Source organism: Streptomyces sp. NPDC017095 (assembly GCF_044332325.1).
In the GTDB taxonomy this organism is placed as follows: Bacteria; Actinomycetota; Actinomycetes; order Streptomycetales; family Streptomycetaceae; genus Streptomyces.
In genome coordinates, this window is record NZ_JBIROU010000008.1 from 256,787 (window position 1) to 278,410 (window position 21,624).

General features: G+C 72.0%; 16 protein-coding genes and 3 pseudogenes. 6 read left to right on the plus strand and 13 right to left on the minus strand.

Annotated features, from left to right (window positions below; genetic code table 11):
* The first annotated feature begins 72 nt into the window (after positions 1 to 72).
* The 3 genes and pseudogenes from ACH4OA_RS18200 (at position 73) to ACH4OA_RS18210 (ending at position 5,973) form a co-directional block, all read left to right on the plus strand.
* Positions 73 to 1,578 (plus strand): serine/threonine-protein kinase, encoded by a 1,506-nt coding sequence (locus ACH4OA_RS18200; protein WP_397969767.1) that lies wholly within the window; start codon positions 73 to 75, stop codon positions 1,576 to 1,578.
* Positions 1,579 to 1,875: 297 nt separating this feature from the next.
* Positions 1,876 to 2,208 (plus strand): annotated as a pseudogene (locus ACH4OA_RS18205) (FHA domain-containing protein); the annotation flags it as partial.
* 132 nt (positions 2,209 to 2,340) lie between these two features.
* The gene (locus tag ACH4OA_RS18210) at positions 2,341 to 5,973 is read left to right on the plus strand and encodes an FtsK/SpoIIIE domain-containing protein (RefSeq protein ID WP_397969837.1); all 3,633 of its coding nucleotides are present in this window, start codon (positions 2,341 to 2,343) and stop codon (positions 5,971 to 5,973) included.
* 63 nt (positions 5,974 to 6,036) lie between these two features.
* Here the strand turns inward: ACH4OA_RS18210 and ACH4OA_RS18215 are convergent.
* The 3 genes and pseudogenes from ACH4OA_RS18215 to ACH4OA_RS18225 form a co-directional block, all read right to left on the minus strand.
* A pseudogene (locus tag ACH4OA_RS18215) lies at positions 6,037 to 6,368 on the minus strand (DUF3043 domain-containing protein); the annotation flags it as partial.
* Between the two features lie 666 nt (positions 6,369 to 7,034).
* Entirely contained in the window at positions 7,035 to 8,363 is a 1,329-nt protein-coding gene (locus ACH4OA_RS18220) for a class I SAM-dependent RNA methyltransferase (RefSeq protein WP_397938982.1), read from the minus strand.
* A gap of 117 nt (positions 8,364 to 8,480) precedes the next feature.
* Positions 8,481 to 10,529: an APC family permease gene (locus ACH4OA_RS18225; RefSeq protein ID WP_397969769.1), complete on the minus strand. Its 2,049-nt coding sequence runs from the start codon at positions 10,527 to 10,529 to the stop codon at positions 8,481 to 8,483.
* A 371-nt stretch (positions 10,530 to 10,900) separates the two neighbouring features.
* Here ACH4OA_RS18225 and ACH4OA_RS18230 point away from each other — a divergent pair, with 371 nt between their 5' ends.
* Both ACH4OA_RS18230 and ACH4OA_RS18235 read left to right on the plus strand, forming a co-directional pair.
* Complete coding sequence (locus ACH4OA_RS18230; RefSeq protein WP_365871390.1) at positions 10,901 to 11,572, plus strand: TrkA family potassium uptake protein; 672 nt, start codon at positions 10,901 to 10,903, stop codon at positions 11,570 to 11,572.
* Entirely contained in the window at positions 11,572 to 12,240 is a 669-nt protein-coding gene (locus tag ACH4OA_RS18235; RefSeq protein WP_365871392.1) for a TrkA family potassium uptake protein, read from the plus strand. Before ACH4OA_RS18230 ends, ACH4OA_RS18235 begins: the two co-directional genes overlap by 1 nt.
* Positions 12,241 to 12,458: 218 nt before the next feature.
* On the opposite strand, the gene ACH4OA_RS18240 is transcribed toward ACH4OA_RS18235, so the two are convergent.
* The 8 genes and pseudogenes from ACH4OA_RS18240 to ACH4OA_RS18275 all read right to left on the minus strand — a co-directional run bounded on the left by ACH4OA_RS18240 (position 12,459) and on the right by ACH4OA_RS18275 (position 19,746).
* A complete protein-coding gene (locus tag ACH4OA_RS18240) occupies positions 12,459 to 13,247 on the minus strand; it encodes a DUF3159 domain-containing protein (RefSeq protein WP_397946254.1) in 789 nt (262 codons plus the stop codon).
* A gap of 3 nt (positions 13,248 to 13,250) precedes the next feature.
* On the minus strand, positions 13,251 to 13,649 hold the full coding sequence (locus ACH4OA_RS18245) for an OB-fold nucleic acid binding domain-containing protein (RefSeq protein ID WP_078629620.1): 399 nt from the start codon (positions 13,647 to 13,649) through the stop codon (positions 13,251 to 13,253).
* 71 nt (positions 13,650 to 13,720) lie between these two features.
* Positions 13,721 to 14,410: a response regulator gene (locus tag ACH4OA_RS18250; RefSeq protein WP_397938977.1), complete on the minus strand. Its 690-nt coding sequence runs from the start codon at positions 14,408 to 14,410 to the stop codon at positions 13,721 to 13,723.
* Positions 14,407 to 16,962 carry an ATP-binding protein gene (locus ACH4OA_RS18255; protein ID WP_397938975.1) on the minus strand — a complete coding sequence of 852 codons (2,556 nt, stop codon included), beginning with the start codon at positions 16,960 to 16,962 and terminating at the stop codon, positions 14,407 to 14,409. Before ACH4OA_RS18255 ends, ACH4OA_RS18250 begins: the two co-directional genes overlap by 4 nt.
* Positions 16,963 to 17,104: 142 nt before the next feature.
* A pseudogene (locus ACH4OA_RS18260) lies at positions 17,105 to 17,619 on the minus strand (ABC transporter ATP-binding protein); the annotation flags it as partial.
* Positions 17,620 to 17,847: 228 nt separating this feature from the next.
* On the minus strand, positions 17,848 to 18,612 hold the full coding sequence (locus ACH4OA_RS18265) for a DUF3710 domain-containing protein (protein ID WP_365871400.1): 765 nt from the start codon (positions 18,610 to 18,612) through the stop codon (positions 17,848 to 17,850).
* A gap of 1 nt (position 18,613) precedes the next feature.
* Positions 18,614 to 19,165 (minus strand): dUTP diphosphatase, encoded by a 552-nt coding sequence (dut, locus tag ACH4OA_RS18270; protein WP_365871402.1) that lies wholly within the window; start codon positions 19,163 to 19,165, stop codon positions 18,614 to 18,616.
* Positions 19,162 to 19,746 carry a PaaI family thioesterase gene (locus ACH4OA_RS18275; protein WP_397938974.1) on the minus strand — a complete coding sequence of 195 codons (585 nt, stop codon included), beginning with the start codon at positions 19,744 to 19,746 and terminating at the stop codon, positions 19,162 to 19,164. Before ACH4OA_RS18275 ends, dut begins: the two co-directional genes overlap by 4 nt.
* A 166-nt stretch (positions 19,747 to 19,912) precedes the next feature.
* Here ACH4OA_RS18275 and ACH4OA_RS18280 point away from each other — a divergent pair, with 166 nt between their 5' ends.
* Entirely contained in the window at positions 19,913 to 20,377 is a 465-nt protein-coding gene (locus tag ACH4OA_RS18280) for a DUF3093 domain-containing protein (RefSeq protein ID WP_365871406.1), read from the plus strand.
* Here the strand turns inward: ACH4OA_RS18280 and ACH4OA_RS18285 are convergent.
* Complete coding sequence (locus tag ACH4OA_RS18285) at positions 20,374 to 21,297, minus strand: hypothetical protein (protein WP_397946252.1); 924 nt, start codon at positions 21,295 to 21,297, stop codon at positions 20,374 to 20,376. The two genes, ACH4OA_RS18280 and ACH4OA_RS18285, sit on opposite strands and share 4 nt — an antisense overlap.
* A gap of 13 nt (positions 21,298 to 21,310) precedes the next feature.
* Positions 21,311 to 21,607, minus strand: a complete 297-nt coding sequence (locus ACH4OA_RS18290; protein WP_003997302.1) for a DUF4193 domain-containing protein — start codon at positions 21,605 to 21,607, stop codon at positions 21,311 to 21,313.
* Between the last annotated feature and the right edge of the window lie 17 nt (positions 21,608 to 21,624).

Sequence of the window (21,624 nt, forward strand, 5' to 3'; positions counted from 1 at the left end):
ACCAACGGATATCCCAGGTTTCACGGTGTCAGTTCGATGGCAGGCGCACTACGAGTGAGGGGGCGCTCGCGAATGACGGAGCGGCTGGTGGCAGGCCGGTATCGGCTGGCGAATGTGCTGGGGCGTGGCGGCATGGGGGTGGTGTGGCAGGCGACGGACGAGCTGATCGGCCGCCCGGTGGCGGTCAAGGAGTTACGTGTTCCGCCGGGGTTGTCGGACCGGGAGCGGGCGATGTTCAGCGAGCGGGCGTTGCGCGAGGCCCGCACGGCGGGCCGGCTCAACCACCCGGGCATCGTCGCGATCCACGACCTGGTGCCGGCGACCGCGCAGGACAATGCGGTCTACATCGTCATGGAGCTCGTGGAGGCGCCTTCGCTGGCGGAGGTACTCCAGCGTCACGGCTCCTTGCCCGAGGAACGCCTGACCGCCATAGCCGCGCAGTTGCTCGCCGCGTTGCAGGCCGCCCACTCCATCGGTCTGATCCACCGGGACGTCAAACCCAGCAACATCATGGTGCTGCCCGGCGACGAGGTGAAACTCCTCGACTTCGGCATCGCCCACGCCGTGGACGACACCCGACTGACCCGCCACGGCGTCGCCGGCTCCACCGGCTACATGGCACCGGAACTGTTCGAGGGAGCGGATCCGACAGCCGCCGCCGATGCGTGGGCCCTTGGTGCCACCCTCTTCCGTGCCACCGAGGGGCGCGATCCCTTCTCCCGCGCCACAACGGCCGCGACTCTTCGCGCGATCCTCTACGAGGACTTGCCGAGCCTCAACTGCAGCCCCCCGCTCTCCACGCTGATCACCGCGCTTCTCGTCCGTGACCCCGCCGAGCGGATCAGCGTGGAGCAAGCCGGCGCTCTCCTCCGCACGGTCTCCGCCACTCGGACACCCGCACAGGCACCCGCGCCACCCGACCGTTCGGCCCGCACATCCGCGCAGGACCGATCCATCAACGCAGGACCGACGACCCCGCCGGCGACCGATACGCAGCCGACGGTGGCACCGGCCGGCCAATCCGACTGGGAAGAGCAGCCCACCGCCATCCGGCAGGACACCGTGGAAGTGTGCTGCGAGATACAGGCGCTGGCACGGAAGGACGGCGTGACCGCCCTTGTCTGCGGCCTTGCGATGGGCCTGGTACTCGTTCTCCTCAGGCCGGCGGATGCGTTCACGGCGGCGCCCCTCGGAGGGGCCGCGCTGCTCTTCTCGTCCTTGGGGGCGTACCTGTTGTGGGTACGACGCGAAAGCGTCGTCAGGGCCAGCCAGGAGGGTCTGATGTTTCAGTTCCGCGGGAGGCCGTGGAGCGCGGACTGGGATCAAATAAAGCGCATGACCGTCAGACCCGGACGTGCTCGCCCTCGACACATGATGTGGATCGTCATCGCCGAACTCCGCGAAGGGGCGGCACCGACGGTACCCAAGCCGTTCCGGGTGAGCGGAGGAGCCGCCACCTTTCTGCTGTTCGCGACCCACGACGAAGCCCGCACCGAATTAGCCTCTCTGGACAACTTTCTGCGGTATCAGGCACCCGTCGCTTATCAGCGGCACGGTGACTTGGCGGCACTGCTGTGACTCGGGGATCGCCCGTGAGCCGGTGCCCGATCGGTGTAGGGGGTCGGCTGCGAGTCGGCGGTCCAAAATCGGACCTGCCCTGCATGCCGAAGCCACGCAGGGAGGTGGAGCGTGATTCTCCGGTTGACCGTTGAGGACGCCGACTCAGCCACGCGCCAGGACGTCGAGATGGTCGCCGGTCCCGACAGCAGCGTAGTTTCACTGCTGGCGGCCTTACCGGTGCCCGTGGGCGGCCGGCAGTGCTTCGTCGGAACCGTCCCGCTCGATCCCGAGGCCAGCCTGGCCGACAGCCCCTTGATGCCGGGAGCGGTCATCTGCGTGGGGGCGCCGGGGCCGGCTCACCGCTACCCCTCGGGGGATGGGGCCGGCGTACTGCGGGTGACGGCCGGTCCGGACGTCGGGCTGATGGTGCCGTTGGCACCAGGGAGCCATACCGTGGCCAGGAGCTCGGTGGCAGCGGTCTGTCTGCGGGATCCGGACGTCTCCCGGCGCGAGCACGCCCGGCTGGAGGTCTCGACGGACGGCCGGATCTTCGTCGTGGACCGGGGCTCCACTAATGGGACGTACGTCAACGGCCGCAGGGTCACCGGACGTACCGCGCTCGCTCCCGGCGGGACCCTCCAGGTGGGCGCCGACGAGTTGGAGTGGACACCTGCGCCTACGGGAACCCAACGAGTCAGGCGCAGTGCGGACGGGCGACTGGACTTCGACCGTGCGTTCAGCCCGGCTCCGGCAGTCCCTCGTACGGAAGTGACCTTGCCGGTGCGGCAAGACACGACGAGCACGTCGAGTCTCACGGGATGGGCGACGGCCCTCCCCATACTCGGCGCCCTCGTCCTGGCCGTGGTGATGGACCGGCCGGTGATGCTGTTCCTCGGTCTGCTGGGCGTCGTCGGCTTCATGGTGATGGACAAAGACCAGGAAAAGCAGCTTCAGCGGCGCGAAGCTGCCCACGCGGCGGCGGTGAAGGTCGCCCAGGAGAAGATCGACGCCCACGTCACCGAAGAACTGCGCGTGCATCTGCTCCGGGCACCTGACCCCGGGGAGATCGCCGACATGGCCACAGGCGCCCGCCCGGACCTCTGGTCCCGCAGAGCCGACTCGCCACACGGCCTGGTGCTGCGCGTGGGAACCGCCGATCAGCCGGCGTCCGTGGACCTGCGGGGCGAACCGTGGGAGGGCTTCGAGCCGCCGGTGCTGCGCGAGGCGCCGGTCACACTGGACCTGCGATCCACCGGCGTGCTGGGAGTGATCGGTGCTCGTCGGCAGGTGCAGGCGCTGACGGGCTGGCTGGTGATGCAGCTGGCCGCCCTGCGCGGACCGGACGATCTGCGCATCGTGGTGATCGCAGCCGACGGGCACGAGGGACTGGCCTGGACCCGGTGGCTGCCGCACGTGGACGCCGGGCCGGCGGCCGATGTTCCGTGCGCCATCGGCAACACCGGCGCGACGCGCGCCGCGCGCGTGAAGGAGTTGCGGCAGCTCGTCGGCGCGCGCCGCGAGCGGCGCACCCGTGACGCCCGTACGCCGTTCGGTGACGAGGTCGTGGTCGTCCTGGACGGAGCGCTGGCCCTGCGCGAACTGCCCGGCATGGACGAGGTGCTGCGGGACGGGCCATCGGTCGGTGTCTACGTGGTGTGCGCCGATCGGCGCGGCATGAACGAGTGCCGCGGGCTGTGCGAGATGACGACCGGGAACACGCTCCGGCTCACCCGCACGCCCGAAGAACACGCCCTCACCGTGACGCCTCACACCCTCGACGAAGCCGTCATGGAGCCGCTCGCCCGGGCACTCGCCCCCATGCGGGACCGGCTCACCCTCGGCTCGTCGAGCAACGCCGTACCCGACTACGTACGCTTCCTCGATCTGCTCAGTCTCGGCACCCCGACGGCAGACGACGTCCTCGCCCTGTGGGGGCACGGACAGGGACCGCGAACCCGGGTGGTGCTCGGCGCGGACGCCGCGGGCCCGGTGACCGTGGACCTGGCCGGTCAGGGCCCGCACACCATGCTCGGCGGCGCCACCGGAGCGGGGAAAAGCATCCTGTTGCAGACCCTGGTGACCTCGTTGCTGCTGGCCAACCGGCCCGACGAACTCAACCTGGTGCTCGTGGACTTCAAGGGAGGCAGCGCCTTCCTGCCCTTCCAGCACTGCCCCCATGTGGTCGCCCTGATCCGCTCCACCGGGGAGACCCCCGCCGACGTCTTCGACGCCGCCGCCGCGACCCGGGTGCTGGCCTCCGTACGCGCCGAGGTCAGCCGCCGCGAGTCCCTGCTCGCCCGGTACGACGGGGAAATCGACCGCTACTGGAAGAAGCGCCGCACCGACGCCACTCTGCCGCCGCTTCCGCGTCTGGTGATGGTCTTCGACGAGTTCGCCCGCGTCCTGGAGACCTCACCGGATTTCCTCAAGGAACTCGTCAACGTCGCCGCCAAGGGCCGTTCGCTCGGCATGCACCTGGTCCTGGCCACCCAGTCCCTGCAGGGGAAGCTGTCACCGGAGCTGAAGAACAACATCTCCCTGCGCGTCAGCCTGCGGCAGAACGAGGCCGCCGACAGTACCGAGGTGCTCGGTGTGCCCGACGCCGCAGCCATCCCCGGCTCGCTGCGCGGACGCGGCCTGATCCTGTGTACCACCGACGAGGCCCGCGTCCCGCAGGTCTTCCAGTCCGGATACCTGGGCTCCTCGCCGCCCTCCGGAGCGGCGCAGCCCGTCACCGTGCGCGTCCTGCGGTGGCAGCACGTCGGAGTCCCGCGCCCGGCCACGCACCCGACCCCCGTGGAGGCGCCCACCGACCAGGAGTTGGCGGTCGCCGCCATCGAGGAAGCAGCCCAGCGCCTGGGGCTCGCCGCCCCCTTCCGGCCCTTGCTGCCGCCCCTGCCCCCGGTGTTGTCGATGGCGGGACTGGCCGGCCGCCAGACCGCCGCGGTGCCTGACACGGCCGTGCCCTTCGGTCTGGCGGACGAGCCCGCGAAGCAGGCGCAGCCCGCCCAGTACCTCGATCTGGCCGGTACGGACCGGCTCATGGTCGCGGGCGGCCCCCAATCGGGCCGCACCACCTTCGCGAAGACGCTCATCACGGGCCTCGTCACCCGGTTCCGGCCCGATCAGGCCCACCTCTACCTCATCGAGCACCACCCTGCCGGTCTGACGGACTACGCCGGACTGCCGCACTGCGGCGGCGTCTTCTCACCCGCAGAACCGGACCGCATCCGGCGCTTGGTCACCTGGCTGGGCGAAGAAGTCCAACGCCGCTCCACGGCCGGCCCCGCCCAGCAGGCGGACCGGCCCCGCATCGTGCTGATCGTCGACGGCTGGGAGCACTTCGAGGACCACGGCGACCCCACCTTCACGGAGACGTCACTGCTGACCACTCTGCGCGACATCGTCGCGGCCGGCGCTCCGCTCGGCGTGCACATCGTGCCGCTCGGCGGTCACGACATGCTCAACCACAAGCTCCCCACCTATTACACCCGGCGCCTGCTGCTGCCCTTCCCCAAGGAGGAAACCCGCCGAGCCCACCTGACCTCCCGCATGGCCAGTCCCCCCGCCTTGCCCGGTCGCGCGATCGACGCCGCAACCGGGCGTCACGTGCAGATCTGCCGACCGGACGCACTCCCCGCCGATCTGTCCTCCCGCTTCACCGATCCCGACCCGGCCCGTCTACCCAGGCGATTCCCGACGCTGCCCACCCGGATCACGCTCGCCGAGCTGACGCTGCCCGAGCCGCCGCCCTCCCCCACCTGGATCCCCCTGGGTGTTGGCGGACCCGACCACAGCACAGTGGGCATCGACCTCTTCGAGACCGCCCACCTGCTGCTCCTGTCCGGACCGCCCGGCTCCGGCCGCACCACCGCGACGGCCGCATTAGCCCACTCGCTACGCCGAGCCGGCATCGGCGTGCTCGCCGTCGCCCCGCCCCGCTCACCGCTGCCCGGCCTCCTCCCCGACGACCCGGGCGTACGCGTCCTCACCGGCATCTCGCACAAGGACACCGACCTCCGCGAGGCCACCGAGGTCTTTGGCGACAACCCCTACGCCGTGGTGCTCGACGACGCGGACCACATCGTGATCGTGCCCACCCAGGAAGGGTTCACCGACGCACCCACCCTGCTCGACGACATCGCCCGCCTCTCCGCACGCGGCCGCCACGCCCTCGTCCTCAGCGCCGACGCGACGCCCGCCCTGACCGGCCTCCCCAGCCCGCTCACCCGCCTGATCAACACCGTCCTGGCGACGGGCCACCGGCTCCTGCTCACCCCGGCCGGACGCCCCGCCGCCGTGGCACACAGCATCACGCTGGAACCGGACCAGTACTTCGCCGCGCCACCCGGCCGGGGATACCTCTCCTCGGGCCGGGCCCCGATCCTCCTCCACCTGGCCACGGCCCCCTGACGCCTGCTCAGCGGTTTCGACGAGCAGCCGCAAGCCGCCCACCGCGCGAAAGCGTCTGCGTGCTCAGAGTCGCTCCCCGCGCGCGACCTGCGGCCTCGGCAGCCGGAGCGGACGCACCTGCAAGGAACGGCGACCGCTCCACGCGTGTTCTCGTGCGGGAAACGCTCCGTGAGCCGCAACCGGAGGCGGATACCGCTGACAGCCGCGTCCAGCGCCATCAACGCGATCAAGATCACCCACCCTTGCAGCAGGAAGCCCTGCACCGGGGACATCTGCACCACACTCAGTGCGAGCATCACCAGGCCGAGCGGCAGGAAGAGCTCCGCCAGGTTGAACCGCGAGTCAACCCAGTCCCGGGCGAGCCGGCGGACCGGTCCCTTGTCCCGAACCGGGAGCGAAACGCCGCACCGGCGTCCACGCGAACGGGTCGGGGCACCTCGTCTCCACAGTCGGGCGCTTCCTCCTCTTCGACCAAGGCGAGATCGCCCCGGTCACCGCGAGGTGCTGCGCGATGCGGAACCGGGCCAGGCGCCCTCGCGTCCGCACCGGCTGAGGACCGACTCGGGTGCTGGCGTCAGGGCTCCGCCAGGATGCGCGCGTACGCGTTAGGACCTCGTCAGCAGCGGTCGCCATACCGGGACGGCCGCCTAGCGTCGCCGTCATTCGACGGAGCCGACCGCAAGGCTCGGTCGGCGACCGCCACAGGCGTGGCAGCGCCCTGCTGTTCCGTACCCTAAGCCTGCTGATCGACTGGGAGGCCGGAAGCCTGACCACCCTGCGCGCTCTGCTCTGGATCGCCCTGTCTGCCGCGGTGGGCACCGTCCTGCTCCCCCAGCATGCGCAAGCTGACGCACCATCAGGTCGAGCGTCATATGAGCGTCAGGGCTGCCTTGCCAGGACCATGCGCAGACCCGGGAGCGACACGCGCCCTTGTCTTCCCTTCACTGAGAAGTCCCAGGTCAGGGGCGCTACTCCGGCATGCTGCGCCCTCCACGTCATGCACTTCAGGAAACCGGTCGAGTTGACCTGGATGCACCTGCGGGATTAGAAGAAAGCGCAGGTCAAAGCCCCTTTGTCGCAGGCTCCAGAATCGCCACGCACTCCACGTGATGCGTCATCGGGAACAGATCGAACGCCCGCAGCGTCCGTACCCGGTAGCCGCCCTCGCGGAAGTACGCCAGGTCTCGGGCCAGGGCCGCGGGGTCGCAGGCCACGTAGGCGATGCGGCGGGCGTTGAGGGTGGCGAGGTGGGCGACCGTCGCACGGCCGGCGCCCGCGCGCGGGGGGTCGAGGACGATCAGGTCGACCTCGGTGATGCCCGTGCGCGGCAGGACCGACTCGACCTTGCCCTGCTCGATGCGGACTCGCGGGAAGCCGTCCAGGTTGTGCCGCGCGTCCTCGACCGCCCGCTTGCCGGTCTCGATGCCGAGGACCGCGCCCTGGTCGCCGAGGCGGTCGGCGAGCGCGCCGGCGAAGAGGCCGACGCCGCAGTAGAGGTCGAGGGCCATGTCGCCCTTGCGGGGCAGCAAGCCCTGCATGACGGCCGTGACGAGGGTGTCGGCCGCCTTCGGGTGGACCTGCCAGAAGCCGCCGTTGCCGACCCGGTACGTCCGGCCGTCCGCGCGTTCGCGGACGAAGGGCCGGCCGTGGACGCGGTGCACGCCGCCGGAGTTCTCGTCGACCCGCTGCACCGACACCGGCCGGTCCAGTTCGACCAGCGGAAGGCGGGCGCCGGGGCGCGGGGTGAGGATCACCTGGCGGTCCTGGGAGCCGGACGCGGCGATCGCCTCGACCGACTCCATGCCGGTCCAGTCCCGCTTCTCGATGCCCAGCTCGCTGACGCCGGCCGCGGCGATCATGCAGTGGTCGATGCGCTCGACCTCGTGCGAGCGGTGCCGGCGCAGTCCGGCGTGGCCCTCGGCGTCGACGGCGTACTGGACTCGGGTGCGCCACTGCGGCACCTGGCCGGCGGGCAGCTTGTCGCCCTCGGCCGGGACCACGGTGCCGTCCCAGCCCGCCTCCTCGGGCGTGAGCCCGGCGAGCCGCTGGAGCTGTTCGGCGACGACGTCGGCCTTGAGGCGGCGCTGCGCGCCCGGCTTGGCGTGCTGCCAGTCGCAGCCGCCGCAGCGGCCGGGGCCGGCGAAGGGGCAGGGCGCCTCGATGCGGTCCTTGGACGCCTCCAGGATCCGTACGGCGTCCGCGCGCAGGAAGCGGGCGCCCTCCTCCCCCTCGGTCACCCGCGCCACCACGCGCTCGCCGGGCAGCGCGTGCCGGACGAAGAGCACCTGGCCCTCGGACGTGCGGGCGATGCAGTGGCCGCCGTGGGCGACGGGGCCGATCTCGACCTCGTACTCCTCGCCCACCACAGACGTGGTCGGTTCTGCCTGCATGGTGGGGTGACTCCAGATCGACGAGGGGGGCGGAGGCGCGGGGCCACGGGGCCGGTGACGGCCGTGAACCGGTGGATCCGACAACAGCCCACCAGTCTACGGCCTTCCCGTCGCCGCTCAGTCCTTGCCGGACGGCTCCTTGGGCCGCACCACGGCCGGGCCCCGCCGGACCGCGCCCGGCGCGCTCCACTCCTGCCGCTTGCGGGCGCGGGCCCGGGCGGCCTCGGAGGACGCCAGCTGGTAGGGGACGGAGGTGACCATGACGCCGGCCGTGAACAGCAGGCGGCCCTTCAGGCGCAGCGCGCTCTGGTTGTGCAGCAGGTGCTCGTACCAGTGGCCGACCACGTACTCCGGGATGATCACGGAGACCGCGTCGCGCGGGGACTCCTTGCGCAGGCTCTTGACGTACTCGATCACCGGGCGGGTGATCTCCCGGTACGGCGAGTCCAGGACCTTCAGCGGTACGTCGATGCCGCGCCGCTCCCACTCCTCGCGCAGCGCCTTGGTCTCGGCCGGGTCGACGTTGACGGTCAGCGCCTCCAGGGTGTCCGAGCGCATCAGCTTGGCGTAGGCCAGGGCGCGCAGCGTGGGGCGGTGGATCTTGGAGATGAGGACGACGGAGTGGACGCGCGAGGGGCGGACCATGTCGTCGCTGGGGCCCTCGGGGGCGGCGATCTCGTCGGCGACGCGGTCGTAGTGCTTCCGGATCGCGGTCATCGTCGCGTAGAAGATGCACATGCCCAGCAGGGCCACCCAGGCGCCGTGCGTGAACTTGGTGACGAGGACGACGACGAGCACCAGGCCGGTGAAGAAGGCGCCGAACGCGTTGATCGCGCGGGAGCGGATCATGTGGCTGCGCTTGGCCGGGTCCCGCTCGGCGGCGAGGTGGCGGTTCCAGTGCCGGACCATGCCGGTCTGGCTGAGCGTGAAGGACACGAACACGCCGACGATGTAGAGCTGGATCAGGCGGGTGGAGTCGGCGCCGTAGATGAACACCAGCAGCATCGCCGCGCCGGCGAGCAGCACGATGCCGTTGGAGAAGGCGAGCCGGTCGCCGCGGGTGTGCAGCTGGCGCGGCAGGTAGCGGTCCTGGGCGAGGATCGAGCCGAGCAGCGGGAAGCCGTTGTAGGCGGTGTTGGCGGCCAGGAACAGCACCAGGGCGGTGGCGGCGGCGAGCAGCACGAACAGGAAGCTGCCCTTGCCGAAGACCGCCTCGGCGACCTGGGAGATCACCGGGTTCTGGACGTAGCCGGTCCCGAGCGGCACGCTGCCGTGGAACAGGTCGGTGGCCGGGTGCTCGGCCATGCGGACCTTCGTGACCATGGCGAGGGCGATGATGCCGCAGAACATGGTGACGGCGAGCAGGCCCATCATCGCCAGCGTGGTGGCGGCGTTCTTGGACTTGGGCTTGCGGAAGGCGGGGACGCCGTTGGAGATCGCCTCGACGCCGGTGAGGGCCGCGCAGCCGGAGGAGAAGGCGCGCAGCAGCAGGAAGACGAGCGCGAAGCCGGCGAGGCCCTGGTGTTCGGCCTTGATGTGGTAGGCGGCCGTGGGGGCTCGCATGGTGTCGCCGAGGACCAGGCCCCGGAACGCGCCCCACAGGATCATGATGAAGACGCCGCCGACGAAGACGTACGTCGGGATCGCGAAGAGCTTGCCCGACTCCTTCACGCCGCGCAGGTTCATCAGCGTCAGCAGCACGATCACGGCGGCCGCGCAGAGCACCTTGTGCTCGACCACGAAGGGAACCGCCGAGCCGAGGTTCTCGATGCCGGAGGAGATGGAGACGGCGACGGTCAGGACGTAGTCCACCAGCAGGGCGCTGGCCACGGTGAGGCCGGCCTTGGGGCCGAGGTTGGTGTTGGCGACCTCGTAGTCGCCGCCGCCGCTCGGGTAGGCGTGCACGTTCTGCCGGTAGGAGGCGACCACGGTGAACATCAGCACGACGACCGCGACCGCGATCCAGGGGCTGAAGTGGTACGCCGACACGCCCACGATGGACAGGACCAGCAGGACCTCCCCCGGCGCGTAGGCGACGGAGGACAGCGGGTCGGAGGCGAAGACGGGGAGTGCGATGCGCTTCGGCAGGAGCGTCTCGCCCAGCCGGTCACTGCGCAGTGCGCGCCCGATCAGGATCCGTTTGGGCACGTCGGTCAGTTTGGACACGAGAGAGGATCGTAAGCCTTCGAACTGGCACCCGCCCACCCGGCGTGCTGCATCTGCCTCACGAGTGAAATCGGGGGCACGCGGAACTTCGGAATCCGTGGTGCGGGTGCCCGCCGTGCCGAGTCGGCAAACCCCGTCTGTCAGCGCACTTCGGAGGTCGCGTGCGGCCGCCGCGGAGCTGATCGGGACGCTGTGCGCCCCGGCCGGCCTCGGAATCCTGACCCGGTGCGGCGTGCGCAGCATCACTCGGCCGGCGGCCGCCGCCGGCCGAGTCACGGGGGTGCCCACCGCATGGCGCCCGTGTGTAGCTTTGGGCCGCGGTCTGAGACCCTGATGCCCAGCAGTAACTTTTGGACACCGGAAGGACGGTCGTGCACATCGTCATCATGGGTTGCGGGAGAGTGGGTTCCGCTCTCGCCCAGACCCTGGAGCAACAGGGCCACACGGTCGCCGTGATCGACCAGGACCCCACCGCCTTCCGCCGGCTGGGCCCGGGCTTCGGGGGCCGCCGGGTCACCGGGGTCGGCTTCGACCAGGACACCCTGCGCGAGGCGGGCATCGAGGAGGCCGGCGCCTTCGCCGCCGTCTCCAGCGGTGACAACTCCAACATCATCTCCGCGCGCGTGGCCCGCGAGATGTTCGGCGTGGAGAACGTGGCGGCCCGCATCTACGACCCCCGCCGTGCCGAGGTCTACCAGCGTCTGGGCATCCCGACCGTGGCCACGGTCCGCTGGACCGCCGACCAGATGCTGCGCCGGCTGCTGCCGTCCGGGGCCGAGCCGCTGTGGCGCGATCCCACCGGCGGGGTGCAGCTCGCCGAGGTGCACGCCTCGCCGAAGTGGGTCGGTCACAAGATCAGCAAGCTGCAGGACGAGACGGGCGTCCGGGTGGCGTTCCTGACCCGGCTGGGCGAGGCGGTCCTGCCCACCTCCCAGACGGTGTTGCAGGAGGGTGACCTCGTGCACGTGATGATGCGGACGGACGACGTGGAGAAGGTCGAGGCGGCGTTCGCCGGTGGCCCGGAAGAGGAGGGCGGTCACTGATGAGGGTCGCCATTGCCGGGGCCGGCGCCGTCGGCCGCTCGATCGCGGGCGAGCTGCTGGAGAACGGCCACGAGGTCCTGCTGATCGACAAGGCGCCGACCGCCATCTCGGTCGAGCGCGTCCCGCAGGCGGAGTGGCTGCTCGCCGACGCCTGTGAGATCACCTCCCTGGACGAGGCGGCGCTCCAGCGCTGCAACGTCGTGATCGCCGCGACCGGCGACGACAAGGTGAACCTGGTCGTCTCGCTGCTCGCCAAGACGGAGTACGGCGTGCCGCGCGTCGTCGCCCGGGTGAACAACCCCAAGAACGAGTGGCTGTTCACCGAGGCCTGGGGCGTGGACGTGGCCGTCTCCACCCCGCGGCTGATGTCCGCCCTGGTCGAGGAGGCGGTGAGCGTCGGCGACCTGGTCCGGCTGCTGCGCTTCAGCCACGGTGACGCCAACCTCGTGGAGCTGACCCTGCCGGAGGAGTCGGCGCTGGCCGGCACGCAGGTGGGGGACGTGGAGTGGCCGCAGGACACCTCCCTGGTCACCATCATCCGCGGTACCCGGGTGCTGACGCCCTCCAAGGAGGACTCCCTGGAGCCGGGCGACGAGCTGCTGTTCGTGGCGGCGCAGGCCCGGGAGGAGCAGCTGGAGGAGCTGCTGTCGGTGCGCCGGGAGAGCTGAGCCCGGACGGACGGAAGGGCGCCCTTGGTGACAAGGGCGCCCTTCGGCGTCGTAGGAGAGCGTCGAGCGGGAAGGCCGGCGGCGGTACGGCGGCCGCTCGGGGCTCGGCCCCTCAAGGCTCGGCCCCTCAAGGCTCGGCCCCTCAAGGCTCGGCCGCTCGGGGCTCGGCCGCTCGGGGCTCGGCCCCTCAACGCTCGGTCGCTCAGGGGCTCGGCCCCTCAGGGATCCCTGCGGTGCCGGCCGCCGTTGTTCGGCTCGCCGCTCTCCGCGGCCTGGCGCTCCCGCTCCGCCTTCTCGGCCTTCGCCGCCTTTTCGGCCTTCTCCTCGGCCTCCATCTCCGCGAACACGTCGATGGGCGCGGGCGCCTTCGCCAGGAAGACCCAGGTGAGCCAGACCGCGAGCAGGAACGGCGGGATCTTCAGGGCGATCAGGACCCAGCCGAGCTGGGTGGTGTCGGCCCACCAGTACAGCGGGAAGAGGATCGCGCACTTGGCCAGCAGGATCAGGCCCCAGGCCCAGCTGGCTTTGGCGTACGCCTTCTTGCGGCCCGGGTTGCGGGTGCGCCAGGAGAGGTTCTCCTTGAACACCGGGCCCAGGATGAGGCCCATCAGGGGCACGCCGGCGAGGGTCGTGACGATGTACGCCAGCGCCAGGCCCAGCGTGTACAGCATGCCCGGCAGGTAGAAGTTCTTGGCGTTGCCGGTGAACATGGCGAACGCCACGCCGAAGGCCACGCCGAAGACGCCACTGAAGGCGTGCTTGACGGTGTCCTTCATGACCAGCCGGACCACGACCAGCACCAGCGAGACCGCCAGCGCGGCGATCGCGGAGAGGTGCAGGTTCTTGTCGATGGTGAAGATCGCGACGAAGAGCAGGCCCGGCACGACCGTCTCGACCATGCCGCGGACCCCGCCGAAGGCCTCGAACAGCGCCGCCTCGGTCACCGCACGGGCGTCGTCGGGCTGGATCTGTTCGGTGTCTTCGGTCGGCTTGTCGAGGGACGTCACCGGCTACTCCCGTCCGAGGGGTCGCAGTTCGTATTTCGGGTTGAACAGCACCCGGCGGCCCCGGCTCATGGAGATCCGGCCCGATGCGATCAGCTTGCGCCCCGGTTCTATGCCCACGATGGAGCGCCTGCCGAGCCACACCACGTCCAGCGCGGCGGAGCCGTCGAACAGCTCCGCCTCCAGGGCCGGGACTCCGGCGCGCGGACGCAGGGTGACCGTGCGCAAGGTACCAGTTACGGTGACGATCTGCCGGTCGTGGCAGTCGCCGATCTTGGTGCAGCCTGCCGTCTCGGCGTCTTCGCGCAGCTCCTCCGACTCCAGGTCCTCCTGGGACGAGGAGAGCCGGTCGAGCATGCGCCGGAACCGGCCGGCCGGCTTCTCGGAACGAGGAACAGCAGTCATGACTGAAGCCTACCGGGGACCCCCGACAGGGCGGATAAGGCCGCCCGCCCGCCGGGCCTCTGGCCTCCGGCTCACTTCTCGAACCGGTAGCCCATCCCCGGCTCCGTGATGAAGTGCCGCGGATGCGACGGGTCCGTCTCCAGCTTGCGCCGCAGCTGCGCCATGTAGACCCGCAGGTAGTTGGTCTCGGTGCCGTAGGAGGGCCCCCACACCTCCTGGAGGAGCTGCTTCTGGCTGACGAGGCGGCCGGTGTTGCGGACGAGCACCTCCAGCAGATGCCACTCGGTCGGGGTGAGCCGGACGTCCTTGCCGTCGCGGTTGACCTTCTTCGCGGCCAGGTCGACGGTGAAGCCCTCGGTCTCCACGGTGGTCGGCTCGTCCTCGCCCGGTCCGGCCGGCTCGGCCCGGCGGACCGCCGCCCGCAGCCGGGCCAGCAGCTCGTCCATGCCGAACGGCTTGGTCACGTAGTCGTCGGCGCCCGCGTCCAGCGCCTCGACCTTCTCGTCGGAGGAGTGCCGGGCGGACAGTACCAGGATCGGCACCCGGGTCCAGCCGCGCAGGCCCCGGATCACCTCGACGCCGTCCATGTCGGGCAGTCCGAGGTCGAGGACGACCACGTCGGGGTGGCGGGAGGCGGCGAGTTCGAGCGCGGTCCTGCCGTCGCCGGCCGCGTCGACCTCGTACCTGCGTGCCTTGAGGTTGATCACGAGCGCGCGCACGATCTGCGGCTCGTCGTCGACCACGAGCACCCGGGTCGTCATAGGACCTGCCTTTCCGGTTCTGCGATGTCCGTGTCCGCGCGCGGGGTCACGGGAGGCGGCGCCGCCGCGCGCAGGCTCAGCACCATGGTGAGCCCGCCGCCCGGGGTGTCCTCCGCGTGCAGGGTGCCGCCCATGGCCTCGGCGAAGCCCCGGGCGACCGCGAGGCCGAGTCCGACGCCGGCTCCGCGCGGAGCGTCACCGTACCGCTGGAAGGGCTCGAAGATCCGTTCCTTGGCCTCGTCCGGCACGCCCGGGCCGCGGTCCACCACGCGCACCTCGACCCGGTCGGCGATGGCGCTCGCGGCGACCAGGACGCGCCGTCCGCGCGGACTGTACTTGACGGCGTTCTCCACCAGGTTGGCCACCGACCGCTCCAGCAGCCCGGGGTCGACGGCGACCATCGGCAGCGTCTCGGGCACGTCCAGCGCGACGCTGTCCTCCGGTACGCCCCCGAGGGCCATCGGTACGACCTCGTCCACGTCGATCTCGCGGATCAGCGGCGTGACGGTGCCGGTCTGGAGCCGGGACATGTCGAGCAGGTTGCCCACCAGGTGGTCGAGCCGGTCGGCGCCCTCCTCGATGCCCGCCAGCAGCTCCGCCTGGTCCTCCTCGGACCAGGCCACGTCGTCGGAGCGCAGCGAGGAGACCGCGGCCTTGATGGCGGCCAGCGGGGTGCGCAGGTCGTGGCTGACGGCGGCCAGCAGGGCGGTGCGGATGCGGTTGCCCTCGGCGAGCGCGCGGGCCTGGTCGGCCTCCTCCTGGAGGCGCCGGCGCTCCAGGACGACGGCGGCCTGCGCGGCGAAGGCGGCCAGGACCCGGCGGTCCGCCGCGGGCAGCACCCGGCCGGTGAGCGCGAGCGCCATGCGGTCGCCGACGGGCAGGTCGACGTCGGCGTCCTCGGGGCGCTCCAGCGGCGGTCCGGTGCCGGCCCGGCCCGCGCAGGTCCAGGGCGCCACCTCGCTCTCGCGTTCCAGCAGGGCGGCCGACTCCAGGGCGAAGGTCTCCCGGAGCCGTTCCAGCAGCTCCTCCAGTCTGGTCTCGCCGCGCAGCACGTTCCCGGCGAGGAAGGAGAGGATCTCGGCCTCGGCGCGCAGCCGGGCCGCCTGGTGGGTGCGCCGGGCGGCGAGGTCCACCACCGAGGCGACCGACATGCCGACCCCGAAGAAGATCGCGATGGCGACGATGTTCTTCGGGTCGGCGACGGTCAGCCGGTGCAGCGGCGGGGTGTAGAAGTAGTTCAGCAGCAGCGAGCCGAAGGCGGCCGAGGCCAGCGCGGGCAGCAGGCCGCCGAGCAGGGCCGCGGCGACGGTGACGGCCAGGAACAGCAGCATGTCGTTGGCGAGGCCGAGGTCGACGGTGTTCAGCAGCACCGCGAGGACCGCGGGGCCGGCCAGTCCGACCAGCCAGCCCCACAGGAGCCGGGCCCGTCCCAGCCGGCCGCCGCGGGCCACGGGCAGGCCGCGGCCCTTGGCGACCTCCTCGTGGGTGACGATGTGCACGTCCAGGTCGGGTCCGGAGTCCCGGGCGACGGTGGCGCCCACGCCGGGCCCGAAGACGTACTGCCAGGTCTTGCGGCGCGAGGAGCCCAGCACGATCTGGGTGGCGTTCACCCCGCGCGCGAAGTCGAGCAGGGCCGCCGGGATGTCGTCGCCGAGCACGTGGTGGAAGGTGCCGCCCAGGTCCTCCACCAGGGTGCGCTGGACGGCCAGCTCCTTCGGGGAGGCGGAGGTCAGTCCGTCGCTGCGGGCGATGTAGACGGCCATCACCTCGCCGCCGGCGCCCTTCTCGGCGAGCCGGGCGGCCCGGCGGATCAGGGTGCGTCCCTCGGGGCCGCCGGTCAGGCCCACCACGATCCGCTCCCGGGAGCCCCATATCGCCGAGACCCGGTGCGCGCTGCGGTACTCGGTCAGGTACGCGTCGACGCGGTCGGCCACCCAGAGCAGCGCCAGTTCGCGCAGGGCGGTGAGGTTGCCGGGCCGGAAGTAGTTGGACAGGGCCGCGTCGACCTTGTCGGGCTGGTAGATGTTGCCGTGGGCCATCCGCCGGCGCAGGGCCTGCGGGTCCATGTCGACGAGTTCGATCTGGTCGGCCCGGCGCACGAGTTCGTCCGGGACGGTCTCGCGCTGGCGCACCCCGGTGATCGACTCCACGACGTCACCGAGTGACTCCAGGTGCTGGATGTTGACGGTGGAGACGACGTCGATGCCGGCGTCCAGCAGTTGCCGTACGTCCTGCCAGCGCTTGGGGTGGCGCGAGCCGGGGACGTTGGTGTGGGCCAGCTCGTCCACGAGGGCGACGGCGGGGGCCCGGCGCAGTACGGCGTCGACGTCCATCTCCTCGAAGGCGGCGCCCTGGTGCTCCAGCCGGCGGCGCTCCACCCGCTCCAGGCCGTGCAGCATCGCCTCGGTGCGCGGCCGGCCGTGGTGCTCGACGAACGCGACCACGCAGTCGGTGCCCCGCTCGACGCGGCGGTGCGCCTCGGCGAGCATGGCGTAGGTCTTGCCCACGCCCGGTGCCGCGCCGAGGTAGATCCGGAGCGTGCCGCGTGCCATGGCCCTCCTCGTCTTCCCGTGCCGGTCGCCTACGCAGCGTCGACCCTACGGCCAAGGATCGCGGTACACGGGGCAGGGGCGCGAGCGGCGGGCAACTTTGACGCATCCCTGATGAGCGGCTCGCCACGCGGCGGGCCCAGGGCTCGGTGATCTCGCCGTCGCGCAGATCCAGCACCCGGTCGGCCAGGTCCAGCAGCGTCGCGTCGTGCGTGGCGACCAGAGCGGTGACCCGCTCACCGCGGACGACGGCCCGCAACAGCGCCATGACGGCGTGCCCGGTCTCGGCGTCGAGCCGGCCGGTCGGCTCGTCGGCGATGAGCAGGGCGGGGCGGTTGGCGAGGGCCCGGGCGACGGCGACCCGCTGCTGCCGGCCGCCGGACAGCTCGCCGGGCCGCTGTGCCGCGTGTCCGGCGGGCCCGACCAGCGACAGCAGCAGCGCCACCCGCTCCTCGCGCTCGCGCGGGCCGGCGCGGCGCAGCCGCAGCCGCTCGTTCTCGCCGAGCCCGGCGAGGTCCCGGCCCTCGACCCGGACGCGGCCCCGGTCGGGCACGTCGAGCCGACCCCGCGCAGCGCGTGCACCGCGACGGCCCCCGACCCGTACGCCTTGTGGACGCCCTCGACCCGCACCATGGTCTCGGTGACCAGCGGACCGCCCATGCCGCCTCCCTCAGTCGACGGGGCGCCCGTATCACCGGTCGGGGCAGCGCCCCGGAAGGGTGCGGGGAACCGCGCGGCCACGCGACGGCGGGCCCCCGCCCGGCGGGATGCGGGCACCGCCGGCAGCGGGCACCGCGGGAAGCGGGCACCGCAGGCGGCGCACCCCGCGAAAAACGGGCCGCACCCCTCGGGGCGCGGCCCGTACCTTCCGCTGAACCCGCGGAGCGTCTAGCGGACTTCCGTGATCTCCGGTCCCCGCTGGAGCTGTCCCATGCCGCCGGAGAAGCGCGAGCCCTCCTCCTGCTGGACGCCCTCGGGGACCATCTGCGCGTCGTTCGGCAGCTTGAGGACGATCGGGTCGCGCGGGGCCATCGGGCCCTCGCCGCGCACCACGACCGTCTCGCGGAAGATCTGCTCCAGCAGGCCGGCGGCCTGCGGCTGCACCGCGCCCTGGCCGGAGATCACTCCGCGCAGGAACCAGCGCGGGCCGTCCACGCCGACGAAACGGACCACCTGGAAGCCGCCGGTGCCGTCCGGCAGCTGCACCGGCACCTGGGCGCGCAGCTCCCAGCCGAGCGGGCCTTCGACCTCGTCGATGATGCCACCCTGCTGGGTGATGCCGGACGCGATCTCCTCGCGTACCTCACCCCAGATGCCCTCGCGCTTGGGCGCGGCGAACGCCTGGAGCTGGATGGCGCTGTCGCGCAGCACGACCGTCGCGGCGACGATCGCGTCCCCGGCGACCTCCACGCGCAGTTCCATGCCGTCGACGCCCGGCACGAACAGACCACCGAGGTCGACGCGGCCCTCGGCCGGGTCGCGGACCTCGCTGCTGTCCCACGGCCCGTCCGGCCGCGGCCCGGGCTCCAGCCGGACGCGCTCGCGCTCGGCCTCCTCCGTCTCGTCCGCCTCGGTGTCGACGCTGTCGACGACCTGCTCGGCCTCGCCGGCCGCGTCCTCGGCGGCACCCTTCTTCTTGCGACGTCCGAACACGTCACTGTCCTTCCCGGTCGGATACGACCGAAGCGTATCGATTCCCACCCGTCGGACCGCCCTCGGCGGCCTGACCGCTTGTGCCGCTCTCGCCGCCCACCGCGGCATGGCCACCGGTGGACCCGAAGCCCCCTTCGGCCCGCGCCGAGCCGGGAAGTTCCGCGACCTCCCGGAAGCGGACCCTCTCGACTTGCTGGACGACCAGTTGGGCAATCCGGTCGAAGCGCTCGAACCGCACGCTCGCGCGCGGGTCGAGATTCACCACGATCACCTTGATCTCCCCACGGTACCCGGCGTCAACCGTCCCGGGGGCATTCACGAGGGCGACGCCGCAGCGGGCGGCGAGGCCGGAACGCGGATGCACGAACGCCGCGTACCCCTCCGGGAGGGCGATCGACACACCCGTGGGCAGAACGGCCCGCTCGCCCGGCGCCAGCTCGCACGGCTCGGTGGTGCGCAGGTCGGCGCCGGCGTCGCCCGGGTGCTCGTACGCCGGCAGCGGGACGTCGGGGTCGACCCGCCGGATCTGTACGTCGAGAGGGCCTCGGCTCACGGGTTCACCTCGAAGGCTCGGGCGCGACGCAGCTGGTCCGGGTCGTTCATGGCGGCCTGGATCTCCTCGCCGCGGCCGTGGTCGATGAAGTGGTCCACCTTCACCTCGACGAAGAGGGCGTCGGCGCGGACGGCGACCGGTCCGCCGGGGCCGCCGATGCGCCCGGTGGCGGTGGAGTAGATCTTGCGGCCGGCGACGGCGGTGACCCGGGCCTCCAGGTACAGCGTGGTGCCGACGGGCACGGGCCGTACGAAGTCGGTCTCCAGCCGTCCCGTCACGGCGATGGTCCGCAGCAGCCAGTTCAGCGCGCCCAGGGCCTCGTCCAGGGCCGTGGCGAGCACGCCGCCGTGCGCGAGGCCGGGGGCGCCCTGATGGGCGGGGCGCACGGTGAACTCGGCGGTCAGCGAGACGCCCTCGCCGGCCCGGGCCGCCAGGTGCAGTCCGTGGGACTGTCCGGGGCCGCAGCCGAAACAGTGGGCGTAATGGGCGCCGAGGAGTTCCCCGGGCGCGGGCGCGTCGGGGTGCCGTACCGGCTCCGCCGCGTCGGCGGGAGGCTGAAGAGCTGCGGAACTACCACTCACAGGCGCAGACCTTACCCGGCCTCCCCCCACACGCCACTGCCCTGTTCGACACCGCTCCGCGCCGACCCCGGCCCCTTCCCGTCACCCGCCACGGCCCTTCACGACACCGCCCGGCGCCGGCTCCCCGGCATCGGTGCGCTGCGGATCCCGTGCCAAGCTAGGTTCCATGCAGCTCTCCGCCACCCCCTACGAAGAACGTCTCACGGCTCCCCGCTCGTGGTGGGTGATCAGCCTCCTGGTGGGCGTCTCCTGTGCCCTGATCCTGCTGCCGTTCGGCACCCTGCCGCTGCTCGGCGGTCTGGTCGGCGGTACGGCGGCCGCGGCGGTGGTGGCGAGCGCGTACGGCTCCCCGCGCATCCGGGTGGTGGGGGACTCGCTGATCGCGGGCGAGGCGAAGATCCCGGTGGCGGCGCTGGGCGCGGCCGAGGTCCTGGACGCCGAGGAGGCCCGCGCCTGGCGGACGTACAAGGCCGACACCCGTGCGTTCCTGCTGCTGCGCGCCTACATCCCGACGGCGCTGCGCGTGGAGGTCACGGACCCCGCGGACCCGACGCCGTACCTGTACCTGTCGACGCGGGAGCCGGAGAAGCTGGCCGCGGCGATCGACGCGGCGCGGACGGCGAACGCCTAGCCCTCGCTACCGGTCCCGGGCGGCTCGGGCAGGTCCAGCGGATCCGCCGGCTCCTCCAGCGGCGGCAGCTCGCGCAGTTCCTCCCACGGCACCTGGGTCTTGCGCAGGTCGGCCCGGACGCGGGCCGCCAGCTTCTTGGTGTCCCGGCGGTTCACGACCGCGCCGACCGCGGCGCCGACCATGAACGGCATCAGGTGGGGCAGGTCGCGGACCATCCGCTTCATGATCTGCTGGCGCAGTCCGCGCTTCATCCGGCCGCCGAGGGCGGTGTCGTACGTCGACGGTTTCAACACGTCGATGCCGCGCTCCCCCGACCAGGAGGACAGATACGCGGCGCTGCGGGCCTTGCGGCCGCCCGGCGGGCGTGCGCCGTAGACCTCGTGCAGTTCGGCGATCAGCTTCAGTTCGATCGCGGCGACGCCGGTGATCTCCGCGGCCAGTTCGGTCGGCATGGCCGGGGGCACCGGCAGCATCGCCGCCGCCCCGATGCCGGCTCCGACCGTCGAGGTGCCGGCCGCCGCGCCCGCCACCAGCTTGTCGGCCAGCTCCTCGGGCCCTAGGCCGGGGAACTGCCGGCGCAGGGTCGCGAGGTCGCGTACGGGGATACGCGGGGCGATCTCGATGAGGCGGTCCGCGAGGTACGACAGGCCCGCACGGGCGCGGCTGCCGCCCTTGCGGGCCCCTTCCCGGGCCATCTCCCGGGCCTTGTCCCCGACCACCTTCGCCCGGCGACGGGCGAGAGGCGCGGGGTGGTGCACCGGCGCCGGCAGACCGTCCTGGTCCGCCGCCGGTCCGGGCCGGGCTCCCGCTCCGGGAGAGCCCCGCCCGTCGTCACGCGTGCCGTGCGGGCCGCCGATCGGCCCTTGGTCCGCTTTCCGCAGGGAGAAGCGGCGCTTCCGGGGAGGGGTCGAGCCAGTCACGGCCGACCCGTCCTCAGTCGCAGTCGCGGCAGATCGGCTGGCCGTTCTTCTCCCGGGCCAGCTGGCTGCGGTGGTGCACCAGGAAGCAGCTCATGCAGGTGAACTCGTCCTGCTGCTTGGGCAGCACCCGGACGGCCAGCTCCTCGTTCGAGAGGTCGGCTCCGGGCAGTTCGAGACCCTCGGCGGCCTCGAACTCGTCGACGTCCACCGACGAGGTGGACTTGTCGTTCCGCCGCGCCTTCAGCTCTTCAAGGCTGTCCGAGTCGACGTCGTCGTCGGTCTTGCGTGGAGTGTCGTAATCGGTTGCCATATCGCTCTCCCCCTCTG